The sequence below is a fragment of the Klebsiella sp. PL-2018 genome, from assembly GCF_019048985.1.
Lineage (GTDB): Bacteria > Pseudomonadota > Gammaproteobacteria > Enterobacterales > Enterobacteriaceae > Klebsiella > Klebsiella michiganensis.
The window spans coordinates 1,607,780-1,626,664 of the sequence record NZ_CP077673.1; the positions used below are offsets into that span (position 1 = coordinate 1,607,780).

The window sequence follows — 18,885 nt, forward strand, 5'->3', positions numbered from 1 at the left end:
TTCAAATTTCAGGTGTGTTGGCTGCGTTCACTCACCCGAATAACTTACTTATGTAAGCTCATCGGGATTCGTTTACTTGCCGCCGTCCTGCAATTCGAATTATTTAGGGTAACAAAAAGGAAACACTATGAAAAAGATAACATTTTCACTCATCGCGCTGGGGTTGTTCAACGCTGCAGCGGCCTTTGCTGAAACCCCGACGCCGCTTCCGGCTGCCATTGCTGAACACAGCGGGCCGATTCGCATTGCGGTGATCCGCAACCTGGGCTCCGACGATAACACCACTCAGTTTGTCTCCGGAGCGATCCAGGAGGGGAAAAAGCTCGGCTTTAAAATCAGTACCTTCCTCAGCAACGGTGATGACGCCAAATTCCAGGACTTCGTTAACCAGGCGATTAGCCAGAAATACGACGGCATTATCCTTTCTCAGGGGCGCGATCCCTACGCCACCGCGCTGGTGAAAAAAGCGGTGGACGCCGGGATCAAAGTCTCGGTTTTCGATACCGCGGTAAACGGCCAGATCCCGGGCGTCACCGTCACCCAGCAGGATGATGCTTCGCTGACCGAGCTCTCCTTTGGCCAACTGGTGAAAGATTTCAACGGCAAAGCCAATATCGTCAAACTGTGGGTCGCGGGTTTCCCGCCGATGGAGCGCCGCCAGGCGGCCTACCAGACGCTGCTTAAACAAAACCCCGGCATCAAAGAGCTGGAATCCATCGGCGCGGTCTCTTCCGACGTTCAGGGCGATACCGCCAACAAGGTCGGCGCGATCCTGGCGAAATACCCGAAAGGTAAAATTGATGCCATCTGGGGAACCTGGGACGCCTTCAGCCAGGGCGCCTATAAAGCGCTGAAAGAGAACGGCCGCACCGAGATCAAACTCTACAGCATCGACATTTCCAACCAGGATCTGCAGCTGATGCGCGAATCCGGCAGCCCGTGGAAGGTGAGCGTAGCGGTGGATCCGAAGCTTATCGGCGCCACCAACGTGCGCCTGATCGCCAATAAGATTGCCGGGGAACCGACGCCTGCGACCTACGACTTTAAGGCGGCGGCGATCCCGCAGGCGCTGCTGGCGGCGCAGCCGGGGGCGGTTAACGTCGCCTCGCTGGGTAAAATTATCCCGGGCTGGGGCCAGACCGAAGACTTTATCGCCCCGTGGTTCGCTACCCTGGAAGCGAAAAACAAATGAGTGTTTTGCCAACACCAGAATACAGCCGCAATATGCGGCTGATCGGGCATAGCGATCAGGGGGGACGCCCGGACGGCGTTCAGCTGATGGTCCATCGTGGTTTTGCCTATATCGGCCATATGGTCTCGCAGGGCTTTTCCGTGGTGGACGTGCGCGACCCTAAACATCCGCAAACGGTCAACTACATCGCCGCGCCGCCCGGTACCTGGAACGTCCATTTACAGGCGCACGATGATCTGCTGCTGGTGATCAACGCCCGGGATCTGTTCGCCGATGCCCGCTTCGCCGACGAGAAGGTGTACTACACCCGTTCGGTGGGCGAGACGGTCAGCGACGTACGGGATAGGGGCTGGAGCGCCGGGCTGCGGATTTTTGATATTTCCACTCCGGATAAACCGCGAGAGATCGCCTTTCTGTCGCTTAACGGCATCGGTATCCACCGAATCTGGTACGTCGGCGGACGCTGGGCCTACGTTTCCGCGCTGATTGACGGCTTTAGCGACTACATTTTCCTGACTATCGACCTGGCCGACCCGCGCAAGCCGGAGGTCGCCGGGCGCTGGTGGCTGCCGGGGATGAACCAGGCGGCGGGGGAGACCGCGCAGTGGCCGGAAGGTAAGCGCTATGCCCTGCATCACGCGATTATCGCCGGCGACACCGCCTACGGCAGCTGGCGCGACGGCGGCCTGACCCTGCTCGATGTGCAGGACCGCACTCAGCCGAAGCTGATTAGCCACCGTAACTGGAGCCCGCCGTTTGGCGGCGGCACCCACACCGCGCTGCCGCTCCCGGATCGGGATCTGCTGGTGGTGCTTGATGAGGCGGTGCTGGATAACCAGCAGGATGGCGAGAAGCTGATCTGGCTGTTCGACATTCGCGACCCGACGAATCCGGTGAGTATCGCCACTTTCCCGCAGCCGGACGAAGCTGACTACGTGGCGAAAGGGGCGCACTTTGGCCCGCATAACCTGCATGAGAATCGTCCCGGCAGCTTTGTCAGCTCAACGCTGATTTTCGCCACTTATCAGAACGCGGGCGTTCGCGCTTACGATATTTCCAATCCTTATCGACCGGTGGAAACCGGGGCGCTGGTGCCCGCCGCGCCGGCGAAAATGATGGATACCCGCCCCGGTCGCCCGCGGGTGATCCAGTCCTGCGACGTGTTCGTCGACGCGCAGGGAATTATTTACAGCACCGACTATAACGGCGGGCTGTCGGTGATTGAGTATCTGGGGTAGGGGATTGTGGGTTGTTGCCTTCCCGGGTTGCGGCGTAAACGCCTTACCCGGGCTACCGGATCGCAGATGGTGGCGAACCCGTAGATACTGTGAACGCCTGCAACCATTTTTAGTTGCCGATACTTTCTCCGGCTCCCGGATGACAGGCACACCAACGACAGCACTCTCTGGTGCTGTCGTTTTTTCTCAGGGAACGTTGTTACGCTATCAACAGCTCATGCTGTGAGGCATCGAACGCCTTTCCTGACTTCAGTACTCCATAAGCCACCTGCGCCAGCTTTCGCATCATCGCCCCTATGATGACTTTTGCCCGCTTTCCGTTATCTTCCAGCCTTTTCCTGAACGCTTTTCCCCACGCCGTATGGTACAGCGCCGATAACGCTGGCATGTATAACGCCTTGCGCAGTTGAACCGGCCCCGCTTTGCTCATCCGGCTCGCCCGCATCACGCTGCTGCCCGACTCATGCTGCACCGGCGTCAGTCCTGCATACGCCGCGAACTGCCGCGCTGTACCGAACTTCAGCCTCAGGCCCGTATACGCCAGCAGAACAGCCGCTGTTTTCTCCCCGATGCCCGGGATACTGTTCAGCAGCTTCCGCCGTCGTTTCATATCCGGGTCGTTATCCGTCAGGTCTTTTATCTGTTTTTCGATACGCGCCAGCTCCGCGCTCAGACATCCCAGCAGGATGTCAATGCTGGCCAGCTGAACCTCCGGCGCGGTTTCCCGCCGGTTTTTCTCCTGCGTCTGCATCTCTGTCAGCGCCTGATGCCTTAACACCAGGGCTTTCAGTGCCCGCTCTGTCGGATGAGGGGCCTCCCAGGCTGACGGGCGTTTTTCCCGGCAGAAGTGAGCCAGCATACGGGCGTCCACTTTGTCAGTTTTACTGCGCAACCCCTCACTCTGTGCGAAAGCTTTACTGAGGGCGGGGTTGATGATGGACACGGTATACCCGGCATCACTCAGATGCGCGGCCGCGTCTTCCATGTAGGTGCTGGTGGACTCCATGCAGACATGGGCACGGTTCACGTCATGGCCGCGAAGCCAGCGGACCAGCGCTTCGTGTCCGGAGAGGGTGTTGTCAAATTTTTTACAGCGATGCCGGCCATCAGGGCGAAGAATATCGACATCCAGTTTAGCTTTGGCGACATCAATACCGATGAAGTGGAGTTCATTTTCCATAGTGAAACCAACCTTGCAAATACGGGTTACCGGTGAAAGCCGGTCCATGATACTGTCCGGTTTATCACATGAGAAAGAACGGCGGTCCGGTGCAAAGGATCTACGGAACAGGCGCGAAAGCCTAAGCCCGGACACGGCATCCGGACCGCCATCAGAGAGAACTGGCCGGTTCTTTCTGACGGAGTAATCATACAAGCCCGGACAGATGCGAAGCATCGCCTCCGGGGAAAAGAGGCAAATACCCGGATGCGGCGCTTGACGCGCCTGTCCGGGCTACCGGCATTATAACGATGGGCTGTCGGTGATTGAGTATCTGGGGTAGGGGATTGTGGGTTGTTGCCTTCCCGGGTTGCGGCGTAAACGCCTTACCCGGGCTACCGGATCGCAGACGGTGGTGAGCCCGTAGCCCGGCTAAGCGCAGCGCGAGCCGGGAAAGGCTGGACGGAGATTCAACCGTACTGGCGAATTCGCGCAATCAGCTCATCCACGCTGTCGATACGCCCGGCAATCACAATCAGCGCTTTACCCAGCGTGATGGCGTGGCGCAGGCATTCATGGCGCATGGCTTCGTCCTGGATAGTATCGATATCCGCCACGTGCGACAGCCCGACGCTGCGGCGAATCAGTTCGGTGCCGCAGAAGCCCACCGCGTCGGCCCACACTTTCTTCAGGAACGCGGAGGCATAGCCGGGCCAGGCCAGCGCGGCGTCGCGGGATCTCTCCGCCGCCAGCGCCTGAAAACGCTCGGCAAAGGTGGTCCAGAACTGCTGGATATCGCTGAGGCGCTGTTCGCGAGCGGCGGCGGCATCGCGAATGCCCAGATGCCCCGGCAGACCGCAGTAGTTGAGCAGCAGGTTGCCGATGGCGGTGCCGATATCGAAGCCAATCGGGCCGAAAAAGCCGAACTCGGCGTCGATGGCCTTAAAGCTGCCTTCGGCGACGAAAATCGAGCCGCTGTGGATATCGCCGTGCAGCAGCGCTTCGGCATGGGAGAAGAAGCGATGCTTGAGCGCGGCCACCGCCAGCTTCAGCTGGGCATCGTCGCGCAGGGCGGCGACATCGGCTTCCAGCGCGGCTGGATAGCTGTTGCGCTCGTGAACCTGATACGGGTCGTTAAAGAACAGATCCTCGGTGATTTCGCACATCTCGGGATTAATAAATTGCGCCACCTGGGCCTTTTTCTCATGAGGATGCAGATAAAAGTCGCTGGTGTGGAACAGCGTCTGGGCCAGGTATTCCCCCAGCTGGCTGGCGGCCTGGGGGTAGTAAACGTTGTTGATCAGCTCCCCGCGCCAGATGCGGTGATCGGAGAGATCTTCCATCACCATCACCGCCAGCTCGGGATCGAAATGCACAATCCGCACCGTGTGTTGCGGGCAGTGCTGATAGTGAGCCACCAGGGTTTGTGCTTCAAGGCGCGCGCGGTCAAGGGTCAGCGGCCAGGATTCTCCCACGCAGCGCACGTAGGGCAGCGCCTGCTTAACGATAATCCGGCTCACGCCCCTGATATCGAAAATTTTAAACACCAGGTTGAGGTTGCCGTCGCCCACTTCCTGTGCGGACACCAGTTTTGACGGATTGTCGATACCGCCAAATTGTTGGGCGTAAGCCACCGCATCGCTGGCCGTGAAAGTATGGTATTGCGACATTGCCTCGATCCTCAAAATTCTGATTAAGCCGTTCAGACGTCTATACTTCTGGATTTCATCCTGACACAATGTGATACAACAACGCAACAGGGATTTAACTAAATGCAGACACTACAGACCACCAGCCTGCGGGTAAGCGAAAATCAGCTCTTTATTCTTGACCAGCAGGCTTTACCGCAGGAAAAACGCTGGCTGGCGGCGGATAACGTGGCGCTGCTGGTGGACCATATTCACGCCCTGCGGGTACGCGGCGCGCCGCTGATTGGCCTGTCGGCCAGCCTGCTGCTGGCGCTGCTGGCGCAGCGCGGCCTGACCCGCGATGCGCTATCTGAGGCGCTGGAAACACTGCGCGCCGCGCGTCCGACGGCGGTAAACCTGATGAATAATCTGGATCGCATGAAGCTGGCGCTGGCGGAGGAGCGCTTTCCACAGGCTCTGGAAGCGGAAGCGCTGCGCCTGATCGAAGAGGATAAACAGCTTTGCGCCAGCATCGCCGAGGCGGGCAGCGCGCTGGTGACGCCGGGCAGCCGCCTGTTGACCCACTGCAATACCGGCGGCCTGGCGACGGCGGGCGTCGGCACCGCGCTGGGGGTGATTGCGCTGGCGCATCAGCAGGGAAAGGTGGCGAACGTCTGGGTGGATGAAACGCGCCCGCTGTTACAGGGCGGACGTTTGACCGCCTGGGAGCTGGGTGAACTGGGCGTGCCGTATCGGCTGATTACCGACTCGATGGCCGCCAGCCTGATGGCGCAGGGCCAGGTCGACGCGGTTTGGGTGGGCGCTGACCGTATCGCCGCCAACGGCGATGTGGCAAATAAAATCGGCACCTATTCGCTGGCGGTGCTGGCGAAGTATCATCAGATTCCCTTTTACGTGGCCGCGCCGCAGACTACCCTGGACCGCCATTGCCCGAACGGCGCGGCAATCCCGATTGAGCAGCGGGCGGCCGCCGAAGTTACCGGCGTCGCCGGCAGCTTTGGCGCGGTGCAGTGGGCGCCGAAAGAGGCCGCCGTTTATAATCCGGCATTTGACGTCACGCCCGCGGCGTTAGTGAGCGGCTGGGTGCTGGACAGCGGCGTGGTGACCCCGGAGCAGGTCGCCGCCGGGGCGTTTGCGCCAGAAAAGGCCTGAACCTGAGCGAAAAAGGCGAAGCGACCTCCCTCGCTTCGCCTTCAACTTATGGCAGCACCATCTCTACCGCCGGAGCGGACTGCGGGTCGATATTACGGCCAAGCGCCGTCAGCGCCGCCTGGTACGGGCACAGCGTCCCGACGGCGGTGGTCCGGCAGCCCGCCTGATGCCACTCCTGGCGCAGCAGCGGATGCTGGCTATCCGGCGTTTGCAGGCGGCGTAAATCGTCCAGACTTTGCGCCTGGAAGTAGACGCGCAGGTAGCGTTTTCCGCTATGGGTGTCGCGCCAGCGTTCCAGTACCAGGCTGCTGCCCGGCGGGATATTGCCGCGGCTGTACCCCGGCAGCTGCCAGCTAAAGTCCATTAACGTCCGCACCATGGCGATATTGGTATCGTGCGCCACCAGCAGCAGCCAGCGCACGTTCGGCGCGGCGCCCTCTTTTACCCCTTCGAGCATGGCGTTGAGCAGAATCGAGCCGCGTTTTTGCGCGGTATAAAACACATCGTTGCTCAGATCGTAGTTCTCCGTCAGCAGCGGCAGCAGGGCGGTGACCTGGCTGGCGCGGGTAATATTGCCCCACGCCAGCTGGCTGAGAGGCAGGTTCTCGCTCCAGCCCAGACGCAGCGTCTCAACCATATTGGCCATCACGCTCAGCCCGCTAATCGAGGTTTTGCCGCTTTTGCTCTGCTCCACCTGCCACGGCAGGTCAAATACCGGGCAGGGCTTATCGGGCGCGCAGACGGCGTTTTTCAGCAGCTGAATCACCGGAGCCAGCGCCTGCCGACGCTGCGCCAGATCGCCGGCCGTCTTCTTCACTTCCGCCAGCTGGCGGGCGGGATCGGTTTGCGTGGCGGCAAATTTATCGGTCTGAAACAGCGGGTCGGCGTCGCCGCTGACGTGATGAATCATTACGCCGCAGCCGGGAAAGGCGCCGTCCACCAGCGCCTGGGCGGTGGCCCGCGTGCGCTGCAGGGGGCTGGCGCGCACGTAAATCTCTCCACTCGCCGGACAGCCCGCCGCCAGTAGTCCGAGCTGACGATAGCGTGCGCCTTCATCACGACCTTTATTGACGACGGCGGCATAGCCGTGGCCGGTCAGCTCGCCGTCGTGAGTGGTCCACTGCGTCCACGGACGCTGGGTCGCGGCTTCGATGGCCTCCCGGTTGCCCTCCGTCGGCGGACGAATGCCGTGGCGGCTGAGCTCAACCACTTTTTCCAGCGTAAACTGCGCGGCGGCGTGGCCCGGCGCGGCCAGCAGCGGCAGGGCGCAGGCGAGCAGCAGGCGTAGCAAAACCTGATGTCGTACAGGCATCATAAAATATTCCTTATAAGTTAAAAGGTTATGACGAGAATGAGGTCTGACGCTCTGTCGCGTGTCGCCTGGCGACAATCGCGGCGGTGGTAAAACAGAATAGCGCGGACATCAGGCCGGTGCCTACCCAAAACAGCGATAGCGTACTGAAGTCATACAGCGTTTTGCCATTTTCGATTATCGATGTTTTATCGATGATGATGCCGGTCAGAAACTCGCCGAGTCCCGCCCCCGCGTAGCTGGCAATACCGATGGTGCCGAGCGCGGCGCCCGCGGCTTTACGGGACGAAATATCGACGGCGATCAGTCCGCCAAGGAAGCAGGTCAACGCCCCGATGGTAGCGCCGAAGATAATCATCGCCAGAATATCGGTGTAGTAGCCGTGCGGCGACCAGAGCATCAGCGCGAAGCCGGCGGTGTTGAGCAGGCTGATAAAACCGGCCATCACGCTGCGGTTGCGCGGGAAGAAGCGGTCGGAGAGCATCCCGGCGATAATCGTTCCGGCAATACCCGCGATAGCGTTGACCCCGATAATCCCGGACGCTTCGAGAGTAGAGTAGGCTTTATCCTGCTCCAGGAAGAAGATCCCCCATGAATTCACCGCGTAGCGGTCGATATACATAAACGCCGAGGCCAGCGCCAGCGCCCACAGGGCCGGGTTGCGCAGCGCCAGCCGCTGGTTTTTAAACACCGAGCCGCGGGCTTCCGTCTCCTCCTGCGGTTCGTCGCGAATCACGTTGATTGACGGGAAGCCGCAGCTTTGCGGCGAGTCGCGCATAAACAACAGCATCAGCACCACCCCGGCGGCGCCGAGCGCGGCGGTCGACAGATAGCCCATCTGCCAGCCGAATCCGGCAATCACCGCCGCGATCACCATATAGGTCATCGCTTCGCCGATGTTATGCGCCGTCGACCAGATGGCGTAAAAGGTGCCTCGTTCTTTACAGCCGTACCAGCGCGCCAGCGATACCACGCACGGACCGACGCCCATCGACTGCGCCCAGCCGTTAATCCCCCAGAAGATAGCCAGCAGCATGGCGTTGCTGGTCATCCCCATCATCAGGTTCATCCCGGCGCTCAGCAGCAGCCCAAGGCTCATATAGCGCACCACGTTGGCATGATCGGCGATAAAGCCGTTGACCAGCTTGCCGATGGCGTAGCTGAAAAACAGCGTTGAGCCGATCATGCCCAGCTCCGTCGGGGTAATGCCAAGCTCCACCAGCGCGCTTTTGGCGACGGTGAACGACAGCCGGCAAACGTAGAACGTGACGTACGCCAGGGTCATGGTAATAAAGGTTTGCCAGCGCACGCTGCGAAAGCGCCGCTCATCGAACTCTCCGCCCGCTTTGGGCGGCGAAGCGCGAAAAAATGCGATAATTCTTCCAGACATAATGGTATCTCCGAAGGTCGGAGGCCTGACTGATTAGTGTGGTTCGTCCATGAGGTTTAACCCGTCATACTTCAAGTTGCATATGCGTTGGCTGCGTTCGTTCACCCCAGTCACTTACCAGAGTAAGCTCCTGGGGATTAATGAGAGGCTCCTGCCTCTCACCGGAGGCCAGCCTTCGGCTGGTCAAATTCGTTCCCGACGAATTTGTCGCTCACTTGCCGCCTTTCTGCAACTCGAATTATTTAGGGTTGATTGTCGTTGTGTAGAGTACATAATCAGATAAAGCCTGACCCGATGCGGTTAAGGTAAGGGGTGACAAAGCATGTTTTTTAATTGTGGATAGAGCGTCTTGCTGGCCAGCAGCAGCGGATTACCGTGACGAATCCCGTCGTTTGCCAGATAGTCGTTGCTGAGGCCGCCCGCTTCGCGCATCAGCACCAGCCCCGGCAGCCCGTCCCAGGGGTTCATATGCGGTTCGTAGTAGCCGATAAGCCTGCCCGCCGCCGCCCAGGCGCTCATCAGCGCCCCGGAGCCGTTGCGGATAAACATCCCGCCGTCGCTCAGCAGCGCATCGAGGAAGGGCAGAAAGACCGCAGGCGTCACGCGGTGCGAGGTGCCGACGCCCATCACGCCCTCTTTGACCGTCGCTGCCGGATGCGGCGCGATAGGCGCATCGTTAAGCCACGCGCCCTGGCCTTTCAGGGCGTGGAACAGCTCGCGATGGTTGGGGTCGTACACCACGCCGATAACCGGTTCGCCGTCTGCAATGATGGCCAGCGACAGGCACCAGGTGTGCAGGCCGTTAAGAAAACAGCTGGTGCCGTCGATGGGATCGACAACCCACAGCACGCGCGCGTCCGGCATCTGCGTCCCGCTCTCCTCGCCGAGAAAACCGTCCTGCGGGAAGGCGTCGGTAATGCGCTGCTTAACAAACGCTTCGACCCGCTTATCGGCGACGCTGACCACGTCCTGCAGATCCTCGCCTTTATGATCCACCGTCAGTCGGTCGCGCTGTTGATAGTATTCGAACGCCAGTTCAGCACCGGCCTTCGCCAGCTCGCAGGCTAAACGGTAGCGGGCCTGCAGTTCATTTGATTCCAGTGATTTCATCATAACTCCCTATTTTGCACACGTGTGCAAATTGCCTGAAAAAAACGGCCCCGAAGGGCAAAATGAGTGTGGATGGATTAAAAATATTATTCTGTGATCGCTCCGGCATAAAATGAATTTTTCATTTCGCGCTTTGACGAACGATCAGTTTCACCGGCACTTCGCGATGGCGTGACGGCAGGCTGAATTTGGCGATCCGCGTGACCAGCAGATCCACCGCGTGGTGGGCGAGCAGGGAGGTATTCTGCTGCACGGTAGTCAGCTGATAGGGCTGCCAGTCCGCCTGGGGAATATCATCGAAGCCGATAATCGCCGGTAGCGAAGCGGCGGGGTTGTCCGCCCGCAGGCCGTCCAGCGCGCCGAGCGCCAGCATATCGGTGGCGCAGAACAGCGCCTGCAGCTGCGGATGCGCGGCAAGCAACTGCCTGGCTGCGGCAAAGCCCGCCTGATAGCCGCTGCTGTCGCAGAAGTGCGCGGCGACCTCCATGCCCTGGGTATGGGCAACAAACGCTTCGTAGCGCTGGCGGGTGCTGAAGTTATCCAGGCTTTCGCCGATAAACCCGGCCTGGCACCACTGGCGCTGGGCAAACAGGTCGGCCACCAGCTTCGCGCCCTGCGCGTTGTCGCTGCACACGCGATCGCAGCCGGCCAGCTCGGCGTGGCGGTTGATAAGGGTCACCGGGATTTTTCGCTCCAGATACTCCTCCGCCAGCGACAGCGGCGGCGCCCCGGAGGTGATAATGACCCCCGCGACGTGATAGCTCAGCAGCTGCCTGAGCGACGGGGCGAGCTGCTGCGGATCGTCGGCGTTCATCAGCAGCGGCATAAAACCGTTGAGCGCCAGCTGGTGGACCAGCGGCGACAGCAGCTTGCTGCGGAAGGGATTATCAAAACCGGCGGTGACGATGCCGATAAAATTGCTGCTGCCGGTATTCATCGTGCGGGCGATAATGTTGACCTGATAGCCCAGCGTTTCCGCCGCGGCGAGGACCTTCTGGCGGGTTTTTTCCGCCACCGATGCGCCGGGCGTAAAGGTGCGGGAAACGGCGGAACGGGAGACGCCAGCGAGTCGGGCAACGTCCTCTGCCTTAATCCATTTTTTTTCGCTCATAGTATCAGGGTACGGGTTATCCTCAGTGAGCCCGCGCCGACGCTGGAACCCATGGCCGGCACGGAAAAAGTCGTTAAAAGGTACCACATAAATCCCCGGGCGAGCAGTGGGTTGACGCGGCATCGCGGCCGCGTCAACGTCAGGCTTATGCCGGATAGCGAATCTGCTCCGCCTGGCGCTGCAAAATAACTTTGCCGTGACGAATGGAGGTCAGCACTTTGGCCTGGCGGCGCAGCGCGTCATAGTCGTTTTCCGCATCGAGGATCAGCAGGTTCGCCGGGCGTCCTTCGGCAATGCCGTAGTTGTCGCCGAGGCACAGGGTGCGGGCGCTGTTATCGGTAATCAGATCGAGGCAGCGCTGCAAATCTTCATATCCCAGCATATGGCAGATATGTAGCCCGGCGTCGAGGATGCGCATAATGTTGCCGTTGCCCAGCGGGTACCACGGATCCTGAATGGAGTCCTGGGCAAAGCAGACGTTGATCCCGGCGCGGTCCAGCTCCGCCACCCGCGTCACGCCGCGGCGTTTCGGCCAGCTGTCGAAGCGCCCCTGCAGGTGAATGCTTTCGGTCGGGCAGGAGATAAAATTGATGCCAGACGCTTTGAGCAGACGGAACAGCTTCGAGCAGTAGGCGTTATCGTAAGAGCCCATGGCGCAGGTATGGCTGGCGGTGACCTGCGCGCCCATGCCGCGCACCCGGGCCTCTTCCGCCAGCACTTCCAGAAAGCGCGACTGCGGGTCGTCGGTTTCATCGCAGTGCACGTCCACCAGGCAGCCGTGGCGCTCGGCCAGGTCCATCAGAAAAACCAGCGAGCTGACGCCCTTATCGCGGGTATTTTCATAGTGCGGAATGCCACCCACCACGTCGGCGCCCATTTCGATGGCGCGGGTCATCAGTTCGCGTCCGCCGGGGAAGGACTCAATGCCCTCCTGCGGGAAGGCGACAATCTGCAGATCGATAAGATGGGCCGCCTCTTTTTTCACTCTCAGCATCGCCTCAAGCGCCGTCAGGGAAGGGTCGGTGACATCAATGTGGGTGCGCACGTGCTGCACGCCGTTGTCGCGCAGCATGCCGATGGTTTTCAGCGCCCGCTGGCATGTATCTTCGACGGTGACGCTCGCTTTGCGCTGGCTCCAGCGGGCGATGCCCTCAAACAGGGTACCGCTCATATTCCACTCCGGCTCGCCCGCCGTCAGGGTGGCGTCAAGATGGATATGCGGTTCGACGAACGGCGGGATGACCAGCTTTTGTTCAGCGTCGATATTGTCGGCGTCAGCCGCCTGCGCCGCGGCCTGCGCGGTGATGCTTTTAATCACGCCGTCCTGTAAGTCGAGAGTATAGAGCGCTTCTTGATGGCGCAGGCGCGCGTTGATAATTTTCATGGTTGTTCCCGTAAATGATTTTGCGACATACGCCAGATCGCTAAGGCGACCGAGGCGTTGAGATGAAACTGCGGGTGGCTGACCGGATAGCCGGTCAGCTTTTCAATACGCTGAATGCGTTGATGCAACGTGTTGCGGTGAATGCCCAGCCGCTCGGCGGCTCTGACCACGTTGCCGCTCTCCTGAAGCAGCGTTTCCAGGGTCTCCATCAGCAGCCAGGGACTTTTGCGATCCGGCTCAATCAGACAGCCGAGGGTGTCGTGCATAAAGTCGCTCAGCAGGGCGGGGTCGCTAACGGCGGAGAGCAGCTTGATAAACCCCAGCTGCTGGTAGTCGCTGATGCGCTGGGCCGGACGCAGGTTATCGCTGAGGTCCAGCGCCTGACGCGCCTGCGACAGCGCGCGCTGATATCCCTGCAGCTGCTGCACCGGCGCCGAAAGGCCACACAGCAGCGATAGCCCGTCGTCGCCCTCCGCCAGCGCTATCAGCCACGCCTGGAGCCACGTTTTTTGCTGATAAAACTCGCCTTCCTCATCCGGAAGCAGAAAGAGAAACATATTGCTGCGCTCGACCAGCGGAAAGGGATTACCCTGCTGATTGAGCTGCTGCTGCAGCCGCTGGCGTATGGTGCGGCGGGCCTGCTGCAGCCAGGCTTCGGCCTGCTCCGGCGGAAACTGGCGAAACAGGCGCGGTATCCCCTCAAGGCGCAGCGCCGCCACCCGCAGCGGGCGGGTAAAATCCAGCTGCTGGTGGAGCGCCCGCTGATGCAGGATTTGCAGGTCGGGATAGTCGCCGGTTAACAGCTGCAGCAGAATATCGCGCTGCGATTGCAGGGCGTTTTCGCTGCGCACCAGCGCGGTACCGATGCGTTCGGTCACGATCACCATTTTCAGCAGATAGGGCTGTTCGATCAGCGGAATGCCCAGCTCGTCGGCCAGCGCAATCAGGCGCGGCGGGATCGCCTGAATGTACGCGTCGCCGGTGAGGATCACCATCCCGGCGATCCCGCGCTGCTTGCCCTCCATCAGCAAATGGATCAGGTTTTCTTCATCGCGGGGATGGTTGATCCCGGTGATAAACACCAGCTCCCCGCCCATGATCCATTCGGCGATATTTTCATTTTCCGCCACGTAGTACCAGCGAACCGCCAGCTGCAGCCCCTGCTTACCGGCGCGCAGGCGCATGGCGGAGAGCCCCTCCAGGGCGAGGATTTCGCTGACCGTCAGGCTCACGGCTACTGCTCCGCGACCGAATCAGCGGCGGGCTGGCGTTTGCTCAGGCGAGTCAGCGCGATATAGGCCAGCGCTGACACGCTAATGCCAACCAGCGGGGCGATCCACGGCGACAGGTAAGCCACCACCGCGCCCACGGCGTAGGCGCCCAGCCCCAGCCAGTTAAAACGCGGCAAACGGGCGGTGTGCAGCAGCGGATAGCGGCCGCCGCGATAAAACCAGTAGTCGGCGAGGATAACGCCGCCGATGGGCGGGATGATGCTGCCCAGCAGCACGAGGAAAGGGATCAGCATTTCATACATACCGCCAATGGCCAGCAGAATGCCGACGCCGGCGGCGACCACGGTCAGGGTGCGGCGACGCTCGCTGCGCAGCAGATGACAGGCGGCGGCCGAGACGTTATAGATCGTCGGCCCCTGAATCGTCAGCAGGTTGAGGCACAGCATTACCACCGCGGCGACCGACAGCCCCTGCAAAATCAGCACCTCGACGATATCGGCCTGCTGGTAAACGATGGCGCACCAGGCGCCGGCGATAATCATCAGCCCGTTGCCGATCAGGAAGCTGCTCATGCTGGCGACGATGGCGGTGCGGCTGGAGTTGGCCAGCCGCGTCCAGTTCGTCGCCTGGGTCGCGCCGCTGGCAAAGGTGCCGAATACCATGGTAATGGCCGCCGACCAGGTCATGGTTTCACCCGGTTCGATTTGGGTCATCGCCTGCCAGCCGCCGGCGTGATGGGCGGCAAGGTACATCGACACCACCAGCAGAATAAACATCAGCGGTACCGATACGCGCGACAGCGCATCCAGCCCCTTATAGCCCACCAGCGCGGTGACGCAGAACAGGATGCCGAACAGGATCATCAGCGGAATCGTCATCGCCGCAGGCAGGGCGAGGATTTTGACCAGCGAGATGGCGACCGTCGCGGTTCCCCAGGCGTACCAGCCCAGCTCGGCGAAACCGAGAATAAAATCGGCGAGCTTGCTGCCGATTTCACCGAAGCAAAAACGGCCCATCAGTACGGTATTTAGCCCGCTGCGCGCGGCAATCCAGCCGAGCGAGGCGGCGTACAGGGCCAGCAGAAAGTTACCGATAACCGCAATCCACAGCAGGTTAACGATGGAGAAAGAGACGCCAAGCTTGCCCCCCGCGAACATGGTGCCGGTGAAAAAAGTAAAGCTGAACAGAACCATCGAAATGGAAAAAACGCCCTTGCGCCCGGCGGTGGGCGCTTCGACGAGCGGAAAATCATTGCTGTTTGACATGGTGGAACCTCTGAGTGGCTATCCAAATAGCGATGGCAGAGGGGTAGCAAGAGGTGTGCCAGAAAAAGCGGGGCAGGGGTAACACAATGGGGTGGGCAGTATGCACATAAAACGGCGTTAAACGGCCGTTGTTTGCCATAAATGTGTGCACAGTGCCATGTTTTGCACCGCCGTGGGGCAGTGGGATGTGACTCCTGCCCCCGCATTTTGTCGGACGACGGCTGGCGTCTTACCCGACCTGGGGGGCAGGTCAGAATCGACAAATGATGCCAATTTTACGCCGTTTCCCGGCGGCACGATCCCCCATCTTTGTAACCGCCCGCAGGCGGTAATTTTGGCGTCATGAAAATGCTCAGTTGTATTGTTGTTAAAAAGAGTAATTTCATATGCTTTTCTGATATAACCATTATCAATGTAAGTCTTTCCTGAAATATTGTTCGCTTACGCTGGCGGTGTTAGTATCGGGTAAATAGCCATTTAGACGGCTAAATACAACATCGCTAAACTAAGGAACTGCTATGTGGCAAGAAAGACTCGCGCAACTGGTCACCACCTGTCATTGGATCGGCGCGAAAGGCTGGGCACCGGCCACCGGCGGCAATATGTCGGTGCGTCAGGATGAGACCTGGTGCTGGCTGAGCGAGTCGGGGCGCGATAAAGGCAGCCTGACGACGGAGGATTTCCTGCAGGTGGAGATCGCCAGCAATAAAGCGCCTTCCGGACGTAAACCCTCTGCTGAAACCGGCCTGCATACCCTGGTGTATCGCCTGTTCCCGGAAGCGAATGTCGTGCTGCACGTGCATACCGTCAACGCGACCGTGCTGTCGCGGATTGAAAAAAGCGCCACCCTGGCGCTGCAGGGCTATGAGATGCAGAAAACCCTGACCGGCCAGCACAGCCATCTTGATACCGTGCCGGTCGCCATTTTTGATAACGACCAGAATATCGATGCCCTGGCGGCGCGCATTGAAGATTATGCGCAGACTCACCCGCTGCGCTACGGCTTCCTGCTGCGCGGCCACGGCCTGACCTGCTGGGGCAAAGACATTCACGAAGCCCGTCGCCAGCTCGAAGGACTGGAATTTTTGTTCGAATGTGAACTGATGCGCCGCCGCTACGAGCGCGACTAATTTCTCTTCACCAACGGGTCAGGCATGGATTTTTATCTCGGAATCGATATCGGCACCTCGCGCGTGAAAGCGGTGCTGTTTGATGAACGCTTTCAGGCGTGCGCCAGCGCGGCGCAGAACACCGGCCCGCGGTTGTCGGCCAACGGTCACGCCGAGCAGGATATGGCCCAGCTGTGGCAGTCGGTGGTGGCGATTTTACGCGATATCGCCCGGTATCCGGCGCTGCAAAGCGGGCGTTTACGCGCCATCGGCCTTGCCGGGCAGGGCGAAGGGGTCTGGCTCAGCGACGCCGAAGGCGAACCGGTCGGGCCGGGTATCCTGTGGAGCGACACCCGCAGCCGCGACCTGATGAGCGAACTGCTCAGTCGCCCCGGTTTTGACCGTCGCTTCTTTGACGATACCGGTACCCATCTGCAGCCCTGCAACACCAGCATGCAGCTGTGCTGGCTCAAGCATCACCAGCCGGAGCGGCTGGCGGCGGCCCGCTATCTGTTTTTCGCCAAGGACTGGATCCGCTTTCGCCTCACCGGCGTCGCGGCGCTGGATCTTACCGATGCCAGTACCTCTTTGCTGAATCAGCAGAGCGGAAAGCTATCCACGGTGGTGCTCAATGAGATGGGCCTGGCAGATTTACAATCTCTGTTCCCACCGCTGCTGGCGCCGGACGCTCAGGCGGGCGCGCTGCGTGAAGAGGTCGCGGCGCTGACCGGGCTTCCCGCCGCCACGCCGGTCGCGGCGGGGGCGCTGGATGTGTGCAGCGCGGCGCTGGGCTGCGGCGCGGTCAACGATGGCGATATTTATACCATTCTTGGCACCACCTGCTGCACCGGTATCGTCTGCCACGGTCGCCAGACGGTCAACGAGGGGACGCGCTACGTCACCCATACCGAAGCGGGCAGCTTTATTAACCTTTTTCCGATGCAGGCCGGGACGCCGAACATCGACTGGCTCCAGCAGCAGATTGCGCTGGAGCCGGATTTACAGCAGCTGGAACAGCATATCGCCAGCGTTGAGCCCGGCAGCGGCGGCGTCTTCTGGCAGCCCTACCTCAACGGCGAACGCGCCCCGTTCTTTAGCCCCGAGGCGCGGGCCGGTTATTTCGGCATTAGCCAGCACACCACCCGTGCGGAGCTGCTGCGGGCGGTGTTTGAAGGGCTGGCTTACGCTATCGTCGACTCGCTTCAGGGCTACCCGCAGGGCGGCGAACTGTACCTGACCGGCGGCGGCGCGGCTTCGGCAACCTGGCTGCAAATCATTGCCGACTGCACCGGCAGAACGGTGGTTTCCAGTCCTTTCAACGAGCTTAGCGCGCGCGGCGCGGCGATTCTGGCGGCGCGCAGCGTCGATGCCCTGAGCCGCTATCCGGCGCTGGAGCAGACCCGCTATCGACCCCATCCGCAGGCGCACAGCCGCTACGCCGCGCTCTATCCGGTGTATCGCCTGCTGCGCGAGCAGATGCTCCCGGTGTGGCAGGCCCGCCGCGAGGCGCTTCAACGTATTTCTCAGGAACAACGCATATGAAAATTGTTTTTACCGCCGAACACGCCGGCGACCTCAGCGCTTTTCAGCAACTGGGCGAACTGCGGGTAGAAGGCTGGGCGCTGGGCAAGCCGAAGCTGAGCGCAGGCCAGCTGATCGAACTGGCCCACGACGCCGAGGTGCTGGTGACCAGCTACGATGAGGTGACGGAAGCGGTGATCGCCGCCTGCCCGCGTTTACAGGTGATCGCCTGCACCCGCGCCAATCCGGTGAATATTGATACCAAAGCCGCCCAGGCGCGCGGTATCCGCGTGCTCTATACGCCGGGGCGCAACGCGGACGCCGCCGCCGAGCTGACGCTGGGGCTGATGCTGAGCCTGGCGCGGCATATTCCGCAATCCCACGCGGCGCTGAAGCGCGGCGAATTTACCCACGCCGAAAACGCCGCGCAGGCCACCCAGAGCGGACTGCGCCGCGATGTTGTGTGGGACGTTAGTCCGCAAAGCCCTTATGAAGTCTTTAAAGGCAGCGAGCTGCGCAACAAAACCCTGGGGCTGATTGGCTACGGTAATATTGGCCGCCGGGTGGCGCGTATCGCCCGCGCCTTTGGCATGGCGGTACTGGTGGTGGACCCGTTTGTCGCCGCCGAGGATATCAACGAACCGGGGCTGCAAAAGACGACCCTTGAGGGGCTGTTCCGCGAGGCGGATATCGTGAGCCTGCATCTGAGCAGCGGCCCGCACAGCGATGGGCTGGTGAACGCGCCATTGTTGAACAGCATGAAGCCGGGCGCGCTGCTGATCAATACCTCGCGCGCGGCGGTCGTGGACGAAGACGCGCTGATTCACGCGCTGCGCCACGGCCCGCTGGGCGGCGCGGCGCTGGATGTCTACCATAGCGAGCCGCTGTGGCGCGACCATCCGTTTGTCACCGAGTTTGATAACGTGATTATTACGCCGCATATCGCCGGGGCGACGCGGGAGAGCATTGCTAAACATACGGCGATGATTGCCGCCGACCTCCAGCGCTATGTCGCCGGAGAGCCGCTGCTCTACCAGTGGCGTTAAGCCGCGCTTGCCGCC

The 18,885-nt window shown here is 60.7% G+C and carries 15 protein-coding genes; 6 read left to right on the forward strand and 9 right to left on the reverse strand.

From position 1 onward, the window contains the following. Positions 1-127: 127 nt before the first annotated feature. Together MKleb_RS07425 and MKleb_RS07430 are read left to right on the forward strand one after the other, a co-directional pair. A complete protein-coding gene (locus MKleb_RS07425) occupies positions 128-1,192 on the forward strand; it encodes a sugar ABC transporter substrate-binding protein (protein ID WP_014228368.1) in 1,065 nt (354 codons plus the stop codon). Beyond that, positions 1,189-2,430, forward strand: coding sequence for an LVIVD repeat-containing protein (locus MKleb_RS07430; protein WP_004848703.1), 1,242 nt, complete (start codon positions 1,189-1,191; stop codon positions 2,428-2,430). The genes MKleb_RS07425 and MKleb_RS07430 overlap by 4 nt, the downstream gene beginning before the upstream one ends. Positions 2,431-2,629: 199 nt before the next feature. Here MKleb_RS07430 and MKleb_RS07435 read toward each other — a convergent pair whose 3' ends face one another. Together MKleb_RS07435 and mtnK are read right to left on the reverse strand one after the other, a co-directional pair. After that, positions 2,630-3,610, reverse strand: a complete 981-nt coding sequence (locus tag MKleb_RS07435; RefSeq protein ID WP_108703615.1) for an IS110 family transposase — start codon at positions 3,608-3,610, stop codon at positions 2,630-2,632. 449 nt (positions 3,611-4,059) lie between these two features. Next, a complete protein-coding gene (mtnK, locus tag MKleb_RS07440) occupies positions 4,060-5,259 on the reverse strand; it encodes an S-methyl-5-thioribose kinase (protein ID WP_025106424.1) in 1,200 nt (399 codons plus the stop codon). 102 nt (positions 5,260-5,361) lie between these two features. On the opposite strand from mtnK, the gene mtnA reads away from it, so the two are divergent. Continuing rightward, entirely contained in the window at positions 5,362-6,390 is a 1,029-nt protein-coding gene (mtnA, locus tag MKleb_RS07445) for an S-methyl-5-thioribose-1-phosphate isomerase (protein WP_025106423.1), read from the forward strand. A gap of 46 nt (positions 6,391-6,436) precedes the next feature. On the opposite strand, the gene MKleb_RS07450 is transcribed toward mtnA, so the two are convergent. The 7 genes from MKleb_RS07450 to codB all read right to left on the reverse strand — a co-directional run bounded on the left by MKleb_RS07450 (position 6,437) and on the right by codB (position 15,194). After that, entirely contained in the window at positions 6,437-7,705 is a 1,269-nt protein-coding gene (locus tag MKleb_RS07450) for a histidine-type phosphatase (RefSeq protein WP_014228372.1), read from the reverse strand. Between the two features lie 25 nt (positions 7,706-7,730). Next, a complete protein-coding gene (locus MKleb_RS07455; RefSeq protein ID WP_217076555.1) occupies positions 7,731-9,092 on the reverse strand; it encodes an MFS transporter in 1,362 nt (453 codons plus the stop codon). Between the two features lie 300 nt (positions 9,093-9,392). Further along, positions 9,393-10,202 (reverse strand): inositol monophosphatase family protein, encoded by an 810-nt coding sequence (locus MKleb_RS07460; protein ID WP_025106421.1) that lies wholly within the window; start codon positions 10,200-10,202, stop codon positions 9,393-9,395. Positions 10,203-10,323: 121 nt separating this feature from the next. Further along, positions 10,324-11,313: a LacI family DNA-binding transcriptional regulator gene (locus MKleb_RS07465; RefSeq protein ID WP_025106420.1), complete on the reverse strand. Its 990-nt coding sequence runs from the start codon at positions 11,311-11,313 to the stop codon at positions 10,324-10,326. 145 nt (positions 11,314-11,458) lie between these two features. Continuing rightward, positions 11,459-12,697, reverse strand: a complete 1,239-nt coding sequence (gene codA, locus MKleb_RS07470; protein WP_025106419.1) for a cytosine deaminase — start codon at positions 12,695-12,697, stop codon at positions 11,459-11,461. Further along, the gene (locus tag MKleb_RS07475) at positions 12,694-13,929 is read right to left on the reverse strand and encodes a PucR family transcriptional regulator (protein ID WP_025106418.1); all 1,236 of its coding nucleotides are present in this window, start codon (positions 13,927-13,929) and stop codon (positions 12,694-12,696) included. The genes codA and MKleb_RS07475 overlap by 4 nt, the downstream gene beginning before the upstream one ends. A 2-nt stretch (positions 13,930-13,931) precedes the next feature. Beyond that, the gene (gene codB, locus MKleb_RS07480; RefSeq protein ID WP_025106417.1) at positions 13,932-15,194 is read right to left on the reverse strand and encodes a cytosine permease; all 1,263 of its coding nucleotides are present in this window, start codon (positions 15,192-15,194) and stop codon (positions 13,932-13,934) included. A gap of 518 nt (positions 15,195-15,712) precedes the next feature. On the opposite strand from codB, the gene MKleb_RS07485 reads away from it, so the two are divergent. The 3 genes from MKleb_RS07485 to MKleb_RS07495 are packed head-to-tail and all read left to right on the forward strand — an operon-like array spanning position 15,713 to position 18,870. After that, positions 15,713-16,324: a methylthioribulose 1-phosphate dehydratase gene (locus tag MKleb_RS07485; RefSeq protein ID WP_014837792.1), complete on the forward strand. Its 612-nt coding sequence runs from the start codon at positions 15,713-15,715 to the stop codon at positions 16,322-16,324. A gap of 24 nt (positions 16,325-16,348) precedes the next feature. Continuing rightward, a complete protein-coding gene (locus MKleb_RS07490; protein WP_163586360.1) occupies positions 16,349-17,845 on the forward strand; it encodes an FGGY-family carbohydrate kinase in 1,497 nt (498 codons plus the stop codon). After that, positions 17,842-18,870 (forward strand): 2-hydroxyacid dehydrogenase, encoded by a 1,029-nt coding sequence (locus tag MKleb_RS07495; RefSeq protein ID WP_025106415.1) that lies wholly within the window; start codon positions 17,842-17,844, stop codon positions 18,868-18,870. The genes MKleb_RS07490 and MKleb_RS07495 overlap by 4 nt, the downstream gene beginning before the upstream one ends. The last annotated feature ends 15 nt before the right edge of the window (positions 18,871-18,885 follow it).